At 51.7% G+C, this 20,457-nt stretch carries 18 protein-coding genes; 13 read left to right on the top strand and 5 right to left on the bottom strand.

All coding sequences use genetic code 11. From position 1 onward, the window contains the following. Positions 1–38: 38 nt before the first annotated feature. The 5 genes from eno (at position 39) to IPM28_06535 (ending at position 4,699) form a co-directional block, all read left to right on the top strand. A complete protein-coding gene (gene eno, locus IPM28_06555) occupies positions 39–1,331 on the top strand; it encodes a phosphopyruvate hydratase (GenBank protein MBK9172652.1) in 1,293 nt (430 codons plus the stop codon). Beyond that, entirely contained in the window at positions 1,328–1,759 is a 432-nt protein-coding gene (locus tag IPM28_06550; protein ID MBK9172651.1) for a GNAT family N-acetyltransferase, read from the top strand. The genes eno and IPM28_06550 overlap by 4 nt, the downstream gene beginning before the upstream one ends. Before the next feature lie 145 nt (positions 1,760–1,904). After that, positions 1,905–3,449: a 2,3-bisphosphoglycerate-independent phosphoglycerate mutase gene (locus IPM28_06545; GenBank protein MBK9172650.1), complete on the top strand. Its 1,545-nt coding sequence runs from the start codon at positions 1,905–1,907 to the stop codon at positions 3,447–3,449. A 113-nt stretch (positions 3,450–3,562) separates the two neighbouring features. After that, positions 3,563–4,183 (top strand): thymidine kinase, encoded by a 621-nt coding sequence (locus IPM28_06540; GenBank protein ID MBK9172649.1) that lies wholly within the window; start codon positions 3,563–3,565, stop codon positions 4,181–4,183. A gap of 111 nt (positions 4,184–4,294) precedes the next feature. Continuing rightward, positions 4,295–4,699 (top strand): nuclear transport factor 2 family protein, encoded by a 405-nt coding sequence (locus tag IPM28_06535; protein MBK9172648.1) that lies wholly within the window; start codon positions 4,295–4,297, stop codon positions 4,697–4,699. A 33-nt stretch (positions 4,700–4,732) separates the two neighbouring features. Here the strand turns inward: IPM28_06535 and IPM28_06530 are convergent, their stop codons facing one another. Continuing rightward, a complete protein-coding gene (locus IPM28_06530; GenBank protein ID MBK9172647.1) occupies positions 4,733–5,362 on the bottom strand; it encodes a hypothetical protein in 630 nt (209 codons plus the stop codon). Positions 5,363–5,471: 109 nt separating this feature from the next. Between IPM28_06530 and IPM28_06525 the strand changes: the two genes are divergently transcribed. Both IPM28_06525 and IPM28_06520 read left to right on the top strand, forming a co-directional pair. Beyond that, positions 5,472–7,508: a cation:proton antiporter gene (locus tag IPM28_06525; GenBank protein ID MBK9172646.1), complete on the top strand. Its 2,037-nt coding sequence runs from the start codon at positions 5,472–5,474 to the stop codon at positions 7,506–7,508. A 73-nt stretch (positions 7,509–7,581) separates the two neighbouring features. Then, positions 7,582–8,316 (top strand): hypothetical protein, encoded by a 735-nt coding sequence (locus tag IPM28_06520; protein ID MBK9172645.1) that lies wholly within the window; start codon positions 7,582–7,584, stop codon positions 8,314–8,316. On the opposite strand, the gene uvrC is transcribed toward IPM28_06520, so the two are convergent. Beyond that, complete coding sequence (gene uvrC / locus IPM28_06515) at positions 8,313–10,160, bottom strand: excinuclease ABC subunit UvrC (GenBank protein ID MBK9172644.1); 1,848 nt, start codon at positions 10,158–10,160, stop codon at positions 8,313–8,315. The genes IPM28_06520 and uvrC overlap by 4 nt on opposite strands. Before the next feature lie 338 nt (positions 10,161–10,498). Between uvrC and IPM28_06510 the strand changes: the two genes are divergently transcribed. After that, positions 10,499–11,455 carry a threonylcarbamoyl-AMP synthase gene (locus IPM28_06510; protein ID MBK9172643.1) on the top strand — a complete coding sequence of 319 codons (957 nt, stop codon included), beginning with the start codon at positions 10,499–10,501 and terminating at the stop codon, positions 11,453–11,455. On the opposite strand, the gene IPM28_06505 is transcribed toward IPM28_06510, so the two are convergent. Next, complete coding sequence (locus IPM28_06505; GenBank protein ID MBK9172642.1) at positions 11,421–12,797, bottom strand: glycosyltransferase family 39 protein; 1,377 nt, start codon at positions 12,795–12,797, stop codon at positions 11,421–11,423. The genes IPM28_06510 and IPM28_06505 overlap by 35 nt on opposite strands. A 208-nt stretch (positions 12,798–13,005) precedes the next feature. Between IPM28_06505 and IPM28_06500 the strand changes: the two genes are divergently transcribed. Further along, entirely contained in the window at positions 13,006–13,992 is a 987-nt protein-coding gene (locus tag IPM28_06500) for a Gfo/Idh/MocA family oxidoreductase (GenBank protein MBK9172641.1), read from the top strand. Positions 13,993–14,041: 49 nt separating this feature from the next. Here the strand turns inward: IPM28_06500 and IPM28_06495 are convergent, their stop codons facing one another. Next, entirely contained in the window at positions 14,042–14,503 is a 462-nt protein-coding gene (locus IPM28_06495; GenBank protein ID MBK9172640.1) for a hypothetical protein, read from the bottom strand. Positions 14,504–14,602: 99 nt separating this feature from the next. Here IPM28_06495 and IPM28_06490 point away from each other — a divergent pair, with 99 nt between their 5' ends. The 3 genes from IPM28_06490 (at position 14,603) to IPM28_06480 (ending at position 18,285) form a co-directional block, all read left to right on the top strand. Then, positions 14,603–15,718, top strand: coding sequence for a serine hydrolase (locus IPM28_06490; protein ID MBK9172639.1), 1,116 nt, complete (start codon positions 14,603–14,605; stop codon positions 15,716–15,718). A gap of 76 nt (positions 15,719–15,794) precedes the next feature. Next, positions 15,795–16,997, top strand: coding sequence for a VWA domain-containing protein (locus IPM28_06485; GenBank protein MBK9172638.1), 1,203 nt, complete (start codon positions 15,795–15,797; stop codon positions 16,995–16,997). A 190-nt stretch (positions 16,998–17,187) separates the two neighbouring features. Further along, complete coding sequence (locus IPM28_06480) at positions 17,188–18,285, top strand: VWA domain-containing protein (protein MBK9172637.1); 1,098 nt, start codon at positions 17,188–17,190, stop codon at positions 18,283–18,285. Between the two features lie 10 nt (positions 18,286–18,295). On the opposite strand, the gene IPM28_06475 is transcribed toward IPM28_06480, so the two are convergent. Next, a complete protein-coding gene (locus tag IPM28_06475; protein ID MBK9172636.1) occupies positions 18,296–19,591 on the bottom strand; it encodes a glucose-1-phosphate adenylyltransferase in 1,296 nt (431 codons plus the stop codon). A gap of 220 nt (positions 19,592–19,811) precedes the next feature. On the opposite strand from IPM28_06475, the gene IPM28_06470 reads away from it, so the two are divergent. After that, entirely contained in the window at positions 19,812–20,453 is a 642-nt protein-coding gene (locus tag IPM28_06470) for a transglycosylase domain-containing protein (protein ID MBK9172635.1), read from the top strand. The last annotated feature ends 4 nt before the right edge of the window (positions 20,454–20,457 follow it).

Here is a 20,457-nt window from a genome sequence, read left to right as displayed (position 1 = left end):
TATCGTGAACTTTCTAAGTGTTTGGGACTAGGTGACATATGAGCTTAATTGAACAAGTGTGGGCACGCGAGATCATGGATTCGCGTGGCAACCCGACGATCGAAGCGGAGGTTATTCTTGAAGACGGCACTACGGGTCGTGCCGCAGTACCCAGCGGTGCCTCGACTGGTGAGAACGAAGCCGTCGAACTGCGCGACGGAGACGAACTCCGCTACCTCGGAAAAGGCGTCTTGAATGCGGTTGCGAACGTAAATGAGAAGATAGGACCCGAGATCGAAGGCCTTGATGCGCTCGACCAAACACTTGTCGACGAGACGATGCTTGGGCTTGATGGCACCGCAAACAAGTCAGATCTCGGAGCAAACGCGATCCTGGCCGTTTCGTTAGCAAATGCACGGGCAGCCGCATCGATCCTTGAGATCCCGCTGTACCGCTATATTGGTGGCGCAAATGCAAAAACGCTTCCGGTGCCGATGATGAACATTCTCAATGGCGGTGCGCATGCAGATAACAACGTCGATTTTCAGGAGTTCATGGTCATGCCCGTCGGTGCCGAGAGCTTTTCAGAGGCTCTGAGGATGGGCGCGGAGATTTTTCACAACCTCAAGGCTGTACTGAAAAAGCTCGGCTATTCGACATCGGTTGGTGACGAAGGTGGATTCGCTCCAAACCTGAGATCTAATGAGGAAGCGGTAGAGACGATCCTCGAAGCGATCGAAAATGCAGGATACAATGCCGGTGAAAACGTCATGCTCGCGCTCGACCCTGCATCAAGCGAGTTTTTTGTTGATGGAGAATACGTTTTTAAGAAATCGGACGGCCGGAAATTGTCGTCCGATGAAATGGCAGCTTACTGGGCTGATTGGTGCGACAAGTATCCAATAATCTCGATCGAGGATGGAATGGCCGAGAACGATTGGGACGGTTGGAAGAATCTGACAGAACGGGTTGGTGATCATGTGCAGTTGGTCGGGGATGACCTCTTTGTGACAAACGTGAAGTTCTTGCGTCGCGGTATTGAAGAAAGAGCGGCAAATTCTATCCTGATAAAGGTCAATCAGATCGGAACTCTCACAGAAACACTTGATGCCATCGAACTCGCGCGCACGAACAAAATGACAGCTGTCATCTCTCATCGGTCAGGTGAGACCGAGGATACATTTATCGCGGATCTTGCGGTTGCGACGAACGCTGGACAAATAAAAACGGGCAGTCTCTGCCGCTCTGACCGGATCGCAAAGTACAACCAACTCTTGAGGATCGAAGAAGACCTCGGAGAATCGGCTAGGTATCCCGGCATGTCCGCGTTTTATCAGATTGGTCGAACATGAATGTCGAGCGTGATGGATTGTTGATCAGTACGGAGCGATCATTGCTGCAGATCGATTCCATCCATCGGTTTCTTTCTCAAGAGTCGTATTGGGCTGCGGAACGGACGAAAGAACAGACAATCACTGCGATCGAGAATTCGATCTGTTTTGGTATTTACGATGGAAATGAGCAGGTCGGATTTGCACGAGTCGTCAGCGACTGCGCTACTTTTGCCTACGTCGGGGACGTTTACGTGATCGGAACCCATCGAGGCCGCGGTTTGAGCAAATGGCTGATGCAGACGATCATCGACCACCCTGAGCTTCAGGGATTGCGCCGTTGGATCTTGGCAACTCGTGACGCACATGGACTTTACAGCCAGTTTGACTTCGAACCGCTACGATTTCCCGAACGCTGGATGGAACGAACCGCACCAAACGCATATTAACTAAATCCTTGCCAAAAGGACCCGCAAATCGGTTATAATCAAGAGGTCGGCCAGACTGTCCGGTTACCGATTCAAGTTCCTCACTCTTGTCCGCCCTCATCGATTTGATCCGAAGCCGAAATCCTACTTTTCAGAACCATTTGTTATGACCACCCGCGAAATCCGACCTACCGTATTGATCATTCTTGATGGCTGGGGCGTGGCCTCTGACTCGGAAGGCAACGCGATCACCCGAGCCTTTACACCGTATTACGACGAGATCTGCAGACGATATCCCCGAACCCTGCTAAACGCGGCCGGCGTCCACGTCGGGCTGGCCGAAGGTGTTGCTGGAAATGCGGAACTCGGCCACATGAATCTAGGAGCGGGCCGCGTCGTCAAGACGGTATTCTCGCGGATCCAGGACGCGGTTGTAGACGGCGGTTTTTTTGACAACAGCGTTATCCGAGCCGCGATCGGCTCGGCGGTATCGCGCGGATCCAAGATCCATCTCGTCGGTCTGCTTAGCGATGCTGACGTCCATTCATCGATGGAAAATCTTTACGCACTTCTACGGATGGCGAAACGCGACGGTGCGTCAGAAGCGTATGTCCATGCGATCCTCGATGGACGTGACGTGTTGCCGCGAACGGCCGATGTATATACCGAAGCACTCGAGATCAAGATCGCTGATATCGGTATCGGAAAGATCGCATCGCTTTGCGGACGGTTCTATGCGATGGACAGCAGCGAAAACTGGGAGCGAACGGCTCGTGCCTTTACGATGATGGTCCATGCTGAGGGCGAGCGAGCATCAGATCCGGTCACCGCCGTTCGAAGTTCATTTCTCCGCGGTATCTCGGACGAATTCATTTCACCGATCGTGATCGAGAGTTCTCCGGGCGTACCGGTAGCAACCGTAGCGGATGGTGATCTTGTGATCTTCTTTAATCATCGCGCCGATACGATGCGTCAACTCGCTCGGTCGATCGCCGTTCCGGACCAAGGGCTGGTCACACCGTCGGCGAAGCCGCGTGTTGAGGCCGTCTGTCTTGCTGAATACGACCGGGCTTTTAACCTCCCGGTCGCGTTCCCTCCACGGCACGAGCGAGGTGGCCTCGCTGACGCGTTCGACGCAAATTCGGTTATCAATTTTCGTATTTCTGAAACTGACCGATTCCCGCATGTCAGCAGCTTTCTTAATTGCGGCCTCGAGGCAATGAGCCCCTTCGAGCAGCATATCGAGATCCCGGCGGGCGATACAAGCAATCGAGAAACGGAACCCGAAATGAGAAGTTTCAAGGTGACCGACCGATTGATCCGAAAGATCGAGTCCGATCCTTCGGCTGTCTTCATTGTCAATTATCCCGTGCCGGGATTAATTGCGGAGACCGGCAATCTCGATCGGACGATTGAAGCAGCCCAGTACATCGATACGTGTCTTGGAGGTGTCTTGGAGAAGATCCGAGAAGTAAATGGTATAGCCGTCATTACCGCCTCACACGGTAATGCTGAATCGATGATCGCATCGAATGGCGAGCCAGATCGGCTTGCGACGCCCAATCCGGTTCCTTTTCACATCATCGACGAATCGAGTGCAGGAGTCGGACTTCGAACTGGCGGTTCTCTCCAGGATGTCGCTCCGACCCTATTAGGCATCCTTGGCATTCAGGCGCCCGAAGAGATGACCGGACGGGACCTTAGGCGTTGATGCAAACAAACTAAGCGCCCGGTACCGGACAGCTGAAAGAATTCGCGCCTCGTGTTTTTCACGGGGCCTTTTTTTACCTATAATCAAAGTTTTCCTAAACAACGGCAATACGTATGGTTGAAGAGTTTACTTTCGATAACACAGAGGAACGCAGAAAGAACAGACTGAACGGAACTGGATGGGTTGAAGTCATCGTCGGATCGATGTTTTCAGGTAAATCCGAAGAACTGATCCGGCGATTGAACCGAGCCCGCATCGCTCGCCAAAAAGTTCAGGTGTTCAAACCCAGGATCGATGCAAGATACTCCGTAGAGGAGATCGCATCCCATTCTGGACAAAAACACGATTCAACCCCAGTCGCCTCAGCCGCCGAATTGATGTCTTTCGTATTGGACGACACACAAGTGATCGGGATCGACGAGGGTCAGTTTTTCGATATGGCCTTGATCGAATCGGTTAACGAGCTTGCCCGCAGCGGCAAACGTGTGATCGTTGCCGGTCTCGACCAGGACTATACCGGCAGGCCTTTCGAACCGATGCCCCAGCTTCTATCGATAGCGGAGTTTATCACCAAGACGCATGCGATTTGTGTAAAATGCGGCAGCACCGCCAATTACTCTCAGCGGACGGTCGAATCGGACGCTCGAGTAGAGGTCGGCGCAGCAGACAAGTATGAAGCTCGCTGCCGAAAGTGTTTTGTTCCTCATGCTGATGCGCCAACGCTGCATCCGTAATAGTGCATTTGAGTAAGAACGGCGCTACAATCCTCCGTAATCGCAAATGTCTCCTTCGATCATTTTCCGCAGCCGTTGATTCGAGCTGCATTTGAGGTGTGAATATACACAATGGAAAATACGGAAATAGTAAAAAAGGCGTACGAGTATTTCGCAAATGGCGACGTTGCAGGATTGCTTGAACTTTATACAGACGATATAAAATGGCAGACCCCGATCGTCGAGAATGCGGCATATTCAGGCGCGCGAGAAGGAAAAAACGCGGTGGCCGAATTCTTCGAGCAGTTGGGAGCTAGTGAGGAATTTTCACATTTTGCCCCTACGGAGTTCATCGCACAGGGCGACCGCGTCGTTGTTCTTGGTGAAACGACCGCTACGGTAAAGGCAACCGGGCACAGTTTTTCGACCGAATGGGTCCACATCTGCACGGTCCGGGACGGCAAGATATCGAGCTTCAAGGAGTTTTTCGATAATGCCGCCGCTAACAAAGCGTTTCTGCTAACCGCGGCCGCATGACGATCAAAAGCCCGGCAAGCCGGGCTTTCTTAATTATCCTTTTGGGATCGTCATTGAGTACATGACCGCGGGAAATGTATCGCGGTGCTTTTCGAAATTCGTGCCTTTGGTCGAGAGCATGATGTTCAGCTGTTGATTCTGACCCTGATATCGCCTGAAAGCGATCCATTGATGACGCCGCGGCCCGTCTTTGTCTTCCGGCATCGATTCCCACCATTCGACACCCTTAACACCATCGATCTCAAGATATCGGACCTTCTCGTACTTTCCTTGTTTCAATTGTTCCAATGCACTTTCATACGTTGCTTTCAGGCTAACATCTGACGGAAAACTGTCAGCCATTACAGAGACCGATCCGATCAAGAAAGCGTTGTCCGGGGAGCCGTAATTGAACGATTCCTTCATTACGCTCATTTTCTTCCACGAACTAGGCAGCTTCCACGCGATTCCCTGATCATCCCATTTCACCTCGATACCGCTATCGGCGATAGCCTGCTGCGAGGCGGACATCTTCGCCTTCTCGGCCGTTCCGTCGCCCGTCGTTGTCGGCGAGTTTGACGCAGGCCCTGATTCCGAGCCGCCCTGCAGGCTCTTAAGACGGTCCCCGATACCGCAAAACGACAATACGATAAGCAACAAGCCAAAACTCAGAAACGACTGCATCTGTTATCCTCCTGAATGACATTTACATCGTGGACATTGTCACCGTTAATCTGCTGAAAATCAATTACACGTGAGGTGAAACCCGAACTGGTATATCATTTAGCGGATAATGCACACGCCGCAATTATTCAATGACCTGATCATTATCATTCTCGCCGCATTGCCGGTGGCATACATCTGTTTGCGTTTGAAATTGCCGCTGTTGGTCGGCCTGATCTTGACGGGCATTGCCATCGGTCCCTATGGTCTGGGCTTTATAAAGGAACTCGAGGGCATCGAGCTACTTGCCGAAATCGGCGTGATGCTGCTTCTGTTCACGATAGGGCTTGAGTTCTCGGTTCGAAAACTCCGCGAGATGAAGCGGTTGGTCTTGATCGGCGGTGGGTTGCAGGTCGCCATAACAACCGCGGCGACGGCGGTCGTTTCGATGGCATTCGGCCGAACAGCAGCACAGTCGGTGGTTTTCGGCTTTCTGGTTGCGCTTTCCAGCACGGCGATCGTCTTGAAGAGCTACGTTGACAGGAATGAAGTCGATTCTCCGCACGGGCGCGCCGCGATCGGTATTCTCCTATTTCAAGATATCAGCATCGTGTTGATGCTTCTGATGATACCGATACTCGCCGGAAAGGACGTCGTTTCCACCGCTTCGATCGTGATCAACCTGACGGTCTCGCTGCTGACACTGACGTTGATCGTGTTCCTGGCATGGCTGGTCATACCGCGTTTCCTGAAAGAAGTGATAAAGCTCCGTAGCCCGGAGGTCTTTCTGCTGACGATCGTACTCCTCGCCCTCGGACTTTCCTGGGTGACGTCGCAGTTCGGCCTCTCGCTGGCACTCGGCGCGTTCATCGCCGGCGTTGTGCTCGCCGATACAGATTACAGCCATCAGGCCGCTGCTGATATCCTTCCGTTTCGAGATGTCTTCAACAGCCTGTTTTTTGTTTCGATCGGGATGCTGCTATCGCTTTCGGCATTTGCTGCGAACTGGGTAAATGTGATCCTGTTGGTAGTCGGTCTGATCGCCGGAAAGGCCTTGATCGTTTGGGCGATAGTCAGGTTGCTCGGTTACCCGCAGCGTGTCTCGGCGATGGCAGCACTCGGGCTTGCTCAGATCGGAGAATTTTCGTTCGTATTGGCGAAATCAGGCCGCGTTGCCGGGGTGTTGCCCGACGCAGATTATCAGAACTTTTTAGCGGCCTCTGTGATCTCGATGATCGCAACTCCTTTCGTGATCGGTTACGCTCCGCTTTTCGGGTCGGCGGTTCAGCGTCTTTTTAAGGATGGCGGCCGGCATTCGATCGAAAATGCCGAAGCCGAAGACATTCATATGACGTCCAGCGGCGGATTGCAGCAGCACGTTATCATCGTCGGTTATGGTCTGAACGGAAGAAACCTGGCTCGTGTACTGAGGGCTATCGGCGTGCCCTACGTTGTTCTCGAAGTGAATGCCGAAGAGGTTCGGCGGGCAAAAGCAAAAGGCGAAAAGATAAACTTTGGCGATGCGACAAGACGCGAAGTTTTGCGTCATGCCGGGATCGAAAAAGCATGGGCACTGGTGTTGGCAATGTCCGATCCTCATGCGGCGAGACTAACCGTAAAACAATCACGCCGCTTAAATGAGGAACTTCATATCATCGTGCGGACCCGATATGTCGCTGAGATCACAGAACTGCTCGAACTTGGAGCCGATGAAGTGATTCCCGAGGAATTTGAGACCAGCATTGAGATATTCACACGGGTTCTCCATAAATATGGAATTGCTCGAAATGTGATCGAGAGTCAGGTTGAGAGAATTCGCAAGCAAGGTTATGAAATGCTTCGTTCGCCTTCGATCGTTCCGTTGAAAATGGATGACCTAAGCGTCGCTCTTGATGCTGCAAGCACCGAGACCGTAAAGGTAAAGCCCGGTTCGCATGTCATAGGCCAGACTCTTGGAGAGATCGATCTGCGAGGAAAAACCGGTGCGACCGTCATCGCCGTTCTTCGCGGGAACGAGACCAAGATAAGTCCGGGTGCACAATACGAACTACATGAAGCGGATACCGTCGTTTTGCTTGGCTCCCGCGAAAAGATCGAGCGTGCGATCGAGTTTTTGGAACCGGCGGCAGATCCGGACGAACACTCGGTCGGCGGTTTTAATCCATAAAGAACGATCGAGTATGCAAATCTCAGCGTGGCATCCGTCATTCTGAATGGATCACAAACGCCTGTGATGGATTATGAGAATTAAGGTTATCCTCGCTATTCTGTTATTTTCGTTCGCCGCAACTGGTCAGAACAAGACTTTTGACTGGTCGACCGAGGCATGTGAATACCGCGGCGTTTACGATTCAAGTAAATACTCGGCGGAGCAGCTTCGGAACACACAGAGACTGTTGCGGCCGGGCGAATTCAGGATCGAAACAAGTGCGACAGTTTGGAATTACTCTGAGATCGAGAAGCTCGATGTTAAAGTTCTCGAAGCCGATTATGCGAGGGTTCGCGGTGAACTCGCTGGACTAAAGTTGGTCCAGTCGGGCTTTTGGGAGAACGTCCGTAACGCGAAACTGAAAGAGATCGATCAGGTTTACCAGCTTTCGCGCGTCACCATGTTGGCTTACAAAAATCCTGAGGCACTGAAAAGCTATGGTGGTGCCAGCGACTGCAAGGAAACTTACCTACCTGCACTGGTTGCCGGCGGCGAGGCATTGCTAAGAGTCTGGGCCGACGTTAATATGGCGTCACGCAAGGTCAATTCGGACCCTGCTCGATTGAAGCGAATTTTTGACGACCAATTCAATTCTCCGGATCGATTCAAGTTCGCGTTGGTCGAAACGATGTCTTTCGGCTGGTGGAATTGTGCTAACCGATCGATCGAATACGATGGTTCCGATGGTCCGGAGAATGACCTGCGCGAGAAAGAGTTCAGGAAATTGTTTAAGCAGGTGAAAACGCTTATGTGTGAGGAACCCTAAACAGAATCACGATGACCGATCTCGCGCTGTCGCTCGAAATGTTCGAAGATCTCCGCTGCCGTTCGTGGGCCGACCAGCGGTTTTAGGTCTGCGACCGTCGCTTTTGCGATTCTTTCGATCGAGCCAAAATGTCGCAGCAGTTTCAGTTTCCGGCTATCTCCTACTCCGGGTATCTCAGTTAGTTCAGAGGTGAAATCTCGTTTTTCCCGCCGTTTGCGATGAAATTCGATCGCGGTTTTGTGTGTCTCTTCCCGGATCTGCAAGATCAGTCGGCAAGCAAGCGAATTGCGATCGAACTCGATCGGGCGATCCTCACGACCGTGGATCAGCATATGCGAGATTTCATTATGGCGATTGGGCGGCTTTACCAATCCGACGAGCTTTATCTGCTCAAGATCAAGTTGGCTCATCGCCGCCGCGGCTGCCGTAAGCTGTCCCTTTCCACCGTCGATGAAGATCAGATCCGGCAACGCGTGGTTTTCGTCGAGTGCTCGCCGATATCGTCTATGTACCGCCTCGTTTATTGAGGCGAAGTCGTTCGCTCCATCGACGGACTTGATAATGAATCGTCGATACTGGCCCCTTGCCGGCTTACCGTTTTCATAAACAACGATACCTGCGACGTTCTCTGAACCGGAGATGTTGGATATATCGAACGATTCGATCCGCTCCGGAAAATAAGAAAGTTCGAGTAATTCCTGGAGTTCGGATAAGACCTTTTCCAAATCAGGCTTTAATACTCGGAATCGCTGTTCAAATGCGATCTTGGCGTTTGTTTCGACCAACACGACGAGTTCGCGTTTCTTTCCACGACGCGGGTCAAGGATCTTCACGCGACGTCCGCGACGTTCGGTAAGCAGAGTTTCGAGAAGCGGCCGGTCTTCGAAGTCGTAAGGCACGTGAATCTCCAACGGCACGTAATCGGTAGAATAGTATTGCACAAGGACCTCACCCAGAAATTCGCTTGCATTGAAGCCCTCATCTTCGGCAAGGTCTTCCCAGAAAAACTCCCGTCGACCCACGATCCGCCCCTCTCTCATTGTGAACAATTGCAAAGCAAGACGCTGACCCTCGCGATAAAATCCGAAGATATCTACATCTCGGTCTGCTGTCGTGGCCATTTTTTGTTGATCGCCTAGTGAGATCACCGTTTGGTGCAGGTCACGGTACTTGGCAGCCAATTCGAACTTGTTCTCGTCGGCGAACCTCCACATTCGCTGTTCAAGGTCACCTGCAAGTTCTTTGTTCTTTCCGTCCAAAAGCGTTTTGACGTCGCGTGCTGCCTCCTGATACTCTTCCTGGCTGCATAATCCCTTAACGCACGGACCAAGGCATCTTTTTAGGTGATATTCAAGACACGGCCTGGGCAATTTGCCGTCGATCTCGATCTCGCATGTCCGGAGCTGGAACGCACGATTGATAAGATTCAGCGTCTTTCTGGCAAGAACCGCTGGCAGGAATGGGCCGTAGTAGCTCGAACCATCGCGAACCAGACGCCGAGTTATCACGACCTTCGGGAATGGCTCGTTGGTCAGTTTCAAATGTGGATACTGCTTATCATCTTTCAGCATCACATTGAAACGAGGCTTGTGCTTCTTGATCAGATTTGATTCAAGTACGAGAGCCTCGACCTCGCTGTCGACAACAATGAACTCGAAATCTGAGATCAACTTTACAAGTCGCCGCGTCTTTGCGTCCTGATTACGGCTCGATTGAAAATACTGTCTTACGCGACTTCGGAGGTTCTTTGCCTTACCGACGTACAAGATCCGACCGCGATCATCCTTGTGCAGATAAATTCCCGAAGAGGTCGGAAGCGAGGCAAGTTTGTCGGCGATGGTCATTAAACAAATCTTACCGTAATGGGTCAGAAAAAATAAGAAGCCCGCTTGGCCGTAGAGGGGCTAAGCGGGCGGCTTGGGGGAAAATGTGGGAAAAAATTATCTCTGAACCGCTGGGAGTAAAAGGCCGATAAGTATTGCAATGATTCCAACCGTTGTAAACATGATCTAGTATCTCCTATCAGTATTAATATTGACTCGATGATCCGCCTCATCAAGGCATTTCAAACTCGGTCACATATCTTAGACGCGGAGACGTTCGGAATTTGCGTAAGTAAATTTCCGAACTGCCAAAATGACGAACGATTGATTTCTCAGCCGCTGTAGGTGAAACTCTTGTTGTGCTGACCGTTTTGACAACTTCTCCGGATGTCGCCGCAGAATTCATACGAAATGGCGGGATCGTAGCGTTTCCGACGGAAACGGTCTACGGGCTCGGCGCGAATGTATTTGATGAGAAAGCGCTAGGCAATATCTTTGAAGCGAAAAATCGGCCAGCCAATAATCCGTTCATCGTCCATGTTGCATCCGTCGGCCAGATCGACCAACTGGCGAGCGATGTTCCTGAATCAGCCCACAGACTAGTCCATGCCTTCTTTCCCGGACCGCTTACGGTGGTCCTTCCGAAGTCAGATCGTGTGCCCATGATCGCGACTGCCGGCTTGGGTTCCGTTGGGGTCCGAATGCCGTCAAACAAGATCGCGAATAGGTTCATTTCGGCATGCGGAACCCCCATTGCTGCACCATCTGCGAACCTTTCGGGCCGTCCGAGTCCGACCACATGGGAGGCCGTATACGAAGATCTGAAAGGCAGGATCGACTGCATACTTCAGGGCGAACTAACGAATATCGGGCTTGAGTCAACAGTTGTCGACTGTACAGTTGAACCGCCAGCGGTATTGAGGCCCGGAGCGATATCGGTCGAACAACTTCGGCGGGCGATTCCCTCGATCAGGAAAGAGACTCGAATTGATGTTGAGAGCCCCAAGAGTCCCGGCCTAAAACACCGTCACTATTCACCGACCGCGAGTGTCGTCGTTGTTGATCCGGGTCAGACGCTCGATTCGTCTTCAGATGCGGCTTTTATTGGTATTTCAACCCCATCAGCCAACCTTGGGGCAGTTCGCACCTGTCAATCGGTCGACGAATATGCCCGGAATCTTTATGAGTTTTTTCGCGAGTGCGATCGACAAGGGATCAAGACGATCTATTGCGAAACCGTTAGCCCCGAGGGTATTGGAGCCGCATTGATGGATCGGCTAACTAGAGCTTCGGAGTTGCATCCCGGCGGAGTGTAGCTGCAACTATCGCCAGTTCGCCATTGTCCGCAATCATCTCGACAGCAAATTCCGGATCGTCAACGACGTGCTTCAGGTGTTCCGGACGGATCAGCAACAGCACTGGTTTCCCTTCAGACATAAGCAGTTCTGTAACCTCGGACGGGCCATTCAACCTACGCTGCTTACCGTCGCTTCCCCGAAGCAGCCGTCCGGCGGCGTAGAACTCGGCATTATGCGAGATCGTCACAAAGCCAACGACTTTGTTCATGCCATACCCACGATCGTCAGCCGACGTGATCAGGCGTTTGACGGAGTCGTTATCAGCGAAGCCGGGAAGCACGAACTGCAAAATAATGATTATGGTAACCAAGGTCGTTACCGCGAGAAGCTTTACACAAGCCGCACGAAACGAGCTTCGGTTCGCAAATCTCGCTGCGGCGATCGCTGCTAAGACGACTGCTGGGGGAACCGCAGGCAGTATATAACCCGGCAGTTTCGAACCCGAAAACGAAAAGAAGACAAGCGGAACGATGATCCAGGCGAATGCGAAACGTACAAGTGACGCACTGGCTGAACAGGATCGCGTGCGCTCACGAGAAAATCGGTCACGGATATTCCTCCATACCTCTACGATAAAGAACGGCATCCACGGGATCGTCATCAATGGCAATACCCATAGAAAAAAATGGAACGGTTGAGGGTGTTGATATTTGTTCGAGGTGTATCTCTGAAAATGATGTTGAATGAAAAACTCGTCGATGAAACCGTATCCGTGTCTCAGATACATCGGTAAATACCACGACGAGGCAACGGCGACAGTCAAAAGAGTCCCCCAGATCAAAGAAATCAGGACCTCTTTGGAGGGCATTTTCAGAGAGATCAAATGGTAAAATGCGACGATCGCGAACGGGAACACAAGTCCGACAAGGCCTTTGGCGAGAATGGCCAGCCCGGTAAATACGTAGAACGCAGCCAGCCCGGCGAAACGGACGCGGGACGATCTGTCCGATCGATCGTAAAGGTAGAAGCCGGTTAACGCGGCTGTTATTGGGAATGTGAGGATAATGTCGAAACTTGCTCCGCGCGAAAAGACTATCAGACCCAAAGTCGATGCCCCGACCATCGCGATCCATGCGCCATTCGTCTCAAAATCGTCCTTTTCAGCCTCGGCGGTGCGCCCAAGTAAGAAAAGCGACGCGACCGTCCCTAATCCGAAGAATGCCGAACCTAACCGAGCCGCAAATTCGCTGACCCCGAACACGTTGAATGCCGCATGCTGAAGCCAATAAAGTAGGGCAGGCTTTTCAAACCAGTTGAACCCGCCCAGCGTTGGCGTCACCCAATCGCCTCGCTCAAACATTTCCCTCGCAACTTGGGTGTAGCGTGGTTCATCTGGACCGAGAAGCGGGATCGTCAGCCCAAAAAAATAGATAAAAATAGCCAAAGTAAAGAAAATCGGCCAAAAGTGCTTTGAGTTTAGAGATCGATTCAACAGGTCCATCTTTGTTTATTAAACGAACATAGCCGAAAATAGTAAGTATTACTGAAATGGAGATCGTGTTCAAACAATGGCAGGCGAACGAAAACTGAGGGCTGCGGTGATTGGTGTAGGCAGCCTTGGTCAGCATCATGCACGAAACTATTCCGAAATTGCCAAAGAGGGACGTTTGGAATATGTCGGAGCTTGCGATGTCAACTCTGACACTGCGAGAGCGATCGCTTTCAAGCACGGTGGTGCCGTCTTCAACAACTGGAGCGAGCTTGTCGGTCGGGTCGATGCGGTCTCTATCGCTACTCCAACCGAGACGCACTGTGAGATCGCATGCTCGTTTCTTGAGGCTGGAGTGCATGTTCTGGTCGAAAAGCCCATTGCTGCGTCGCTTGCCGAAGCCGATAAGATGATCGCTGCTTCGATCCGTTCGAGTGCGAAACTGATGGTCGGCCAGTTAGAGAGGTTCAATCCCGCGATGGTCGCTCTTCGACCGCATGTAAATGGACCGCTCTATTTCGAGATCCATCGCGTGTCGCCGTTCCCGAACCGCTCGCTTGATGTCGATGTTGTATTGGACGTGATGATACACGATCTTGACGCAGTTCAGTGGCTGGTAGGCGACGACGTGAAGGTGAGCGAAATTCGTGCGGTCGGTATTCCGGTAATATCCGACAAGGTCGATGCTGCCAATGCTCGAATCGAATTTGAGAACGGCGCCGTCGCGAATATCACCGCGTCACGAATAGGAACAGAAAAGATCCGAAAGACGCGGTTCTATCAGACAAATGCTTACGTCGTGTTGGACTATGCGACGAAATTCGCTTCGTTAACATCATTGAATCCCGAAGCGGCCCACCCGCTTTTGGGAATCTCGATCAACCGGCTTGAGATCAACGACGTCGAACCTCTGCGAGCAGAAATAAACGCGTTTCTCGACGCGATCGAATACGACACACCCGTACCGGTCACTGGACTTGACGGCCGTCGTGCTCTCTCGCTCGCCGTGGGTGTGCTTGAAAAGATCGAGCAGCACGTAGGCCGCCTGAACGCAAGAAACAGCTGATAGCTATTGGGTTGACCGCTATTAGTGAGAACCAAATAAATGCGGAAGACTAAGCGGCAGCTTCGTTTGTCTGGTCGCTGTTCATTTGATCCTGGATCGATTTCATCCAATTACGCGTTTTTTCAAGCTGTTCTTTGCCGCCGGGTTTGTCGTAAATTACTTTCTCCAGATTCTTGAAAGCATCGGGCATGTCCCATTTCGTCCGAAGTTCTTCGATGAATGGCTCGATCTTTGCAAAAACACCGATGTGCTCACCGACGGTATCATTGAACATCTCGGCGTCGATCGCGCCGTGACCTACGAAGGACGCGGCCATGTCCCAATAAGACAATACCATTCGCAAATAGCCGCCGACCTCGGGATCCATCATCGTTTTTTCAATTTCATCAGCGCTCGTCGGGTTGAACGTGAACATCCAGTCGCGAGCCTTTCGCATGGTCGCCTCGCGACGAAGGTCGTACAACTGCATGATCAACTCAGCCGAACGTGCGGCGCTCTTTTCTTTGCTCATCGAAATGAAACCTCCAAATTGAATTAGTTCGAATGCTGAGTCTATTTATATCGTCCGTTGGTGTCAACCATGCAACACTCAGGTAACATAGAAACGATAATGAACGAGCAGATCTCAAAATTTCTTTCAGAACGCATCGCCGCCAACGATTTCCCGTCGGCGGTCTATCTGGTCGCGGAGAAGGGCGAGGTCAAATTTCATGATGCACTCGGATATGCCGTTGTCGAGCCCGAACTCATACCCGCCAGGCTCGATACGATCTATGATCTGGCGAGTTTGACGAAGCCGCTTGTGACCGGTTTGTTCGCTGCGTCTAAGATCGAGGATGGCGAGATAGGGCTTGGAACTTCCTTGGTCGATCAAGATGCGGCATTTGAGCATTTGCGTGTCTCTGATCTGACGATACAGGAGCTAGGGACGCATGTTTCCGGGCTTCCCGCGTGGCTGCCGCTCTATTTTCTTGCGAGAACACCGAGCTACATTGACCTTGCGAACATCATCGGAGCTCAAGAAATCAGAGGGCGTGGCTCAAAGGTCGAATACAGTGACCTCAATTTCATCGCATTGGCTCTCGTGATCGAAAAACTGAGCCGAGACTCGCAATTTGATAATTGGGTCGCAAAGAGCCTAGGCCTGTCAAGAACGAGTTTCAATCCTTCGAATCGCGGAATCGAACGCTTAGTGGTCGCGGCCAGCGAGAACGGCAACGAATACGAACGGCGAACCTGCATCGAAAAGTTTCCGGAGCTCCGCATCCCGCCCTCCGCACTTCGCAGCTATCCTATCTGGGGCGAGGTTCACGACGGGAACGCATATTTTATGGGCGGTGTCGCGGGGCATGCGGGGTTGTTTTCGACGGCGGAAGAGGTGTTCAAGATCGCTCTTCAGTTCCTGCCGCAGTACACGACCTTGCTGAAGCCGGAGACTTGCGAACTCTTCCGTACTAACTTCACGAAAGGGCTGAACGAAGATCGCTCATTCACATTTCAGCTTGCTTCGACCAAAGATTCCACTGCCGGAACACGAATGTCACCGGAAAGCTTTGGTCACAATGGGTTTACGGGCACAAGCCTTTGGATCGACCCGGTCAAAGAACGCGTCTTTGTGCTTCTTACCAACAGGACCCACCATCACTCTCTGCCCTTCGTTAACATCAACGCCGTTAGACGCGATTTTCACGATCTGGCGATAAAAGTTCTTGACAAAAATAGTTAGCAACTATACTCTGCTGAACTCAATCATATTCAGCGCTTTCCCCAAAAGACATCCTAGGCCCGGAGGATCAGTAACTATGAAAAAAGCAGCTACTGCGCTTTTACTTTTGGGAATGCTCTCGCTTTCCGCGTTTGCCCAGTCAAATCGAGCAACACGGCCTCGAGTTGCGCCCACGCCAACACCAACGCCGGAAGTAATTGAGGATGTTGCGGATACGCAGTCCGGCAGAAAGGCACCTGTGCTTCAAGGTTCGCCCCAGGGCACGACCCGCAAAGATCTCCCGGCCGCTGGTGACGAGGAAGATGAGGTGATCAAGATCGAGACAAATCTGGTTACGCTCCCGGTCTCTGTTTTAGATCGCGATGGCAGGTTCGTAAGCGGGCTTCAACAGCGTGATTTCAAGATCTACGAAAACGGGATCGAACAGCCGGTCGGCTTCTTTCAGTCGGTCGAACAGCCATTTACGGTCGTTTTGATGATCGACGTCAGTCCTTCAACTGCTTATCGCATCGATGAAATTCACCGTGCCGCTATCTCATTTGTCGACCAGCTTAGAAGCAATGACCGTGTTATGGTCGTTGCTTTTGATGATAAGGTCACCGTGCTGACCCGACCGACCAATAACCGTTATGAACTGCACAACGCGATCAGGCAGGCGCAATTTGGCAATGGAACAAGTTTATACGTGGCGGTCGATCAGGTTCTCAACAGGGAATTGGTCCGCGTCGAAGGCCGTAAGGCGGTCGTAATATTTACTGACGGCGTCGACACTACCTCGCGCAGAGCATCTTACGACAGCACTATCAAGGATGCCGAAGAGTCTGACGCTTTGATATATCCGATCCGCTATAACACACAAAGTGACGGATTTGGCGGTAACAGCGGTGGTGGCGGAATCAACCGGGGCTCGCGGCGAGGTGTGCGCATAGGTCTCGGCGATATTTTAGGAGCGATACTCGGCGGCGGCAATGTCAGAATGGGTGGCGGAGGATCCGGCGGTACGGATTACGAGACCGGGCGTCGATATCTGGAGACGCTTGCACAGAACAGCGGCGGACGAAAGTTTGAAGCGGACACAACATATAATCTCGACGCGGCATTTGCAGGTATTGCCGAGGAACTCAGGCGTCAGTACTCGCTCGGCTATTATCCCGAAAATGTCGGCAATATTGGTGATCGTAAGCAGATACGCATCCGCGTAATGCGCCCCAACCTCGTTGTTCGCGCGAAATCGAGCTATATCGTCGGTCAGAGCGAAAATAAGTTTGCCGGAAATTAGGGCCTTATTTCGATCTGTGCACTTGGCCGCCGCGTTGGCGGCCTTTATTGCGCAAATACATCTTTTCGGAGAGGTCAAAGCATCGTACAATCGCTGAAGCAACTTGATCATGAAACCATTCGTTTCGATTTGTCTTATTTTTTCCGCGCTGCACTTTTTTGTCTTCGAGACGGCGGGACAGTCTCGGCGGGTGCCGCCCTCTTCGCGTGAAGGCAAAGCGAATAGTCGAAACCCGGCCCCGTCGCCAACACCGACGCCACAAGTCGAAGCCAAGAATGACATCTCGGCGATCGCCACGGAAGACTCGGACGAGGTCATTTCGGTCGATACCCGACTTGTTACCGTACCAGTGCGGGTTCTCGATCGAAAAGGTCGGTTCGTGGGCGGCCTTGAACGAAGCAAATTTAAGGTCTTTGAGAACGGCGTTGACCAGGAAATATCGCATTTTTCGAACGAAGCTCAGCCATTTATTGTCGCCCTTGTCCTCGACATGAGCTATTCGTCGAAATTCAAGATCGGCGATATCCAATCAGCGGCGATCGCATTCATCGACCAATTGAGGCCCGACGATCAGGTGATGGTCATAGCATTTGACGAAGAAGTTCATATGATGTGCGAGGCGACGAATAATCGGAACACGATCTACCGTGCGATCAGGAACACCCGAATTGCGACGGGAACGAGCCTTTACGAAGCGGTCGATATGACCATGAACGACCGGCTGAGGAAACTTGAAGGCCGAAAGGCGATGGTGATCTTTACCGACGGCGTCGATACTACAAGCCGAAATTCTCACGACCTTGACAATCTTCGCGACGCGCTGGAAATGGACGCGTTGATCTATCCGATCCGCTACGACACATTTGAAGATGTACAGGCAATGAAGGGCAGATCCACCATTATGATCCCGGATTCGAAGCCTCAGGGGACGCCTCCGATCGCTCAATCGAAGAACGGTCTTCCGTTACCCGCGCAGGAGCCGGTAGTAGTTACGCCCGGCGACCGTGGAACGACGCCCGAGGAGTATGCCCGCGGCCAGGAATATCTTGACCAATTGGCATACAGAACCGGAGGTCGGCTTCACGTGGCTGATTCTATCGGAAATCTGAATCGGGCGTTTGCAAAGATCGCGAGCGAGCTTCGCGAGTTTTACAGTATCGGATACTACCCGAAAGAGGATACTGGATCTGGCAGGACCAGGAAAGTGAAGGTTAGGGTCGATGAGGCAAACGTCGCGGTTCGGGCCCGCGACAGTTACGTTGTTCCCGAAACAAAGAGAAAAAACTAACTCTGCCAGATCAAACCACGGTCTCGTCGCTGATCGTGGAACCTTTTGGAACTATGATGATCCCTTCGCGGATGTAGAAAGAGCCGTCGTCGGCATCGTAGAACTTGATATTCGATTCGTTAAGTAACTTTACGTTTTTCCCGATCCTTACATTCTTGTCGATAATAGCGCGTCTGATCTCGGTGTTTTTCCCGATTCCAAGATACGGGCGGCTGCTTTCCAGATCGGCTTTGATCTCCTCGATCGACTCAAAAAAGTCAGAACCCATCAAGATCGAATTCTCGATCCTTGCACCTGAGTCGATGCGGCTGCGAAGCCCGATTATCGAGTTGCGTGCGTATACGCCATTCAAGATGCAGCCCTCGCTGACCATGGAATTATCGATGTCACAGCCGTGGAGTTTTGACGGAGGCAGATAGCGGCTGCGCGTATAGATCGGAGCCGACGTGTCAAAGAAGTTGAACTTCGGCAGCGGGGACGCGAGATCCAGATTTGCATCGTAAAATGCCCGGATCGTCCCAATATCTTCCCAATAGCTGTCAAACAGATGAGCCTGCACATTGCAGCTTCCAATGGCCGAAGGAATGATCTCGCCGCCAAAATCCATTGCAGAAGGATTCTCGTTCAATAGCTCTACGAGTTTCGCGTAGTTGAAAACATAGATCCCCATCGAGGCAAGAAAGGGGCGCTTTATTGACTCATCTTCGCTAAGTCCAAAATTTGAGGTGTCGACGCGCATCGCTTCGAGGTCAGCTCCTTTTGGCTTCTCGCGAAACTCGACGATCTTTCCATCCGCGTCGGTTTTCAAAAGCCCAAACCCCTCCGCATCCGTAGGGTTCGCTGGTATCACTGATATTGTCACGTCCGCATTGGTCTCGGTGTGACGCGCGAGAAACTTCCTGTAGTCCATCCGATATAGGTGGTCGCCCGAAAGGATCAACAAATTTCCAACACGCCAATCGCGAAGGTGGGGAAGTATCTGACGAACGGCGTCGGCGGTTCCCTGAAACCAATCAGGGCTTTCTTTTGTTTGTTCGGCGGCGAGGATCTCTACAAACCCAGTTGAAAAACTCGAGAACCGGTATGTTTGCGATATGTGCCGATTGAGCGATGCGGAATTATATTGCGTAAGTACAAATATCTGGGTCACATTCGAGTTTATGCAATTCGAAACCGGCACGTCGATCAGCCGGTATTTGCCGCCGAGTGGTACGGCAGGTTTCGATCGCTCTCTGGTCAGCGGAAACAGCCGCGAGCCTGCACCGCCACCGAGGATAACCGCCACGACGTTATCAAATTGTCCCATAAAGAGTATTGTAAATATAAAATGGACAAAGGAAAATGGAAAATAGAAAATGGTGATTGGACAAAGCTGAGTTCAGTTTATCGTCGTTCTGACTATGTGGTATTGGACAAAGATCCTGTTTCTCATTCTCCTTGGTGCGATCGGCGTATGGCTGGCCTACGAGTTGATAACGTTCCCGAATATTTCCGCCCTACGCTCAGAGAATCCAGCTACTTCGTCGATGATAGAGTTTCGTCTCGCCGAGGCAAAAGCCGAAGGACGGGAACCACGAAAGTACATGATCTGGACGCCCATCGAACAGATCTCACCCAATTTGCATCGCGCTGTGCTGGCAGGTGAAGACGCCCGGTTTTTCGAGCACAATGGTTTCGATTGGGAAGCGATCGAAAAGGCGTGGGACGAAGCCGTAAAACAAGGGGAAAAGGAAGCAAAAGAAGAGGGAGACTTCGACCCCAATGACTGGATACCCCCAATGCCAAGTTTCAAACGAGGTGCTTCGACAGTCACTCAGCAGCTTTCGAAAAACCTTTTTCTCTCTGAAGACCGCAACTTCCTCCGAAAGGGGCGGGAGGCCGTTTACACGTATTTTCTCGAACGAGAACTATCGAAAAAGCGAATACTTGAACTATACCTTAATGTTATCGAATGGGGCGATGGCGTCTACGGGGCCGAGGCGGCGGCACGAACATATTTCAAAAAATCGGCATCCGGCTTATCTCGCGAAGAGGCCGCTTACCTTGCAGCAATGATCCCGAGTCCGCTAAACATCTTCAATCCGGCCAAGAATCGAAAACGTGTCGTACGCCGTCAACGTGCTATACTTCGAGGCATGAATTCGATCAAGCTCAACTACGACAAGTAGAACG

This window comes from Chloracidobacterium sp., assembly GCA_016716305.1.
Lineage (GTDB): Bacteria > Acidobacteriota > Blastocatellia > Pyrinomonadales > Pyrinomonadaceae > OLB17.
Note: the sequence above shows the minus strand (reverse complement) of the source record. Positions and strands in the feature narration are given on the sequence as shown.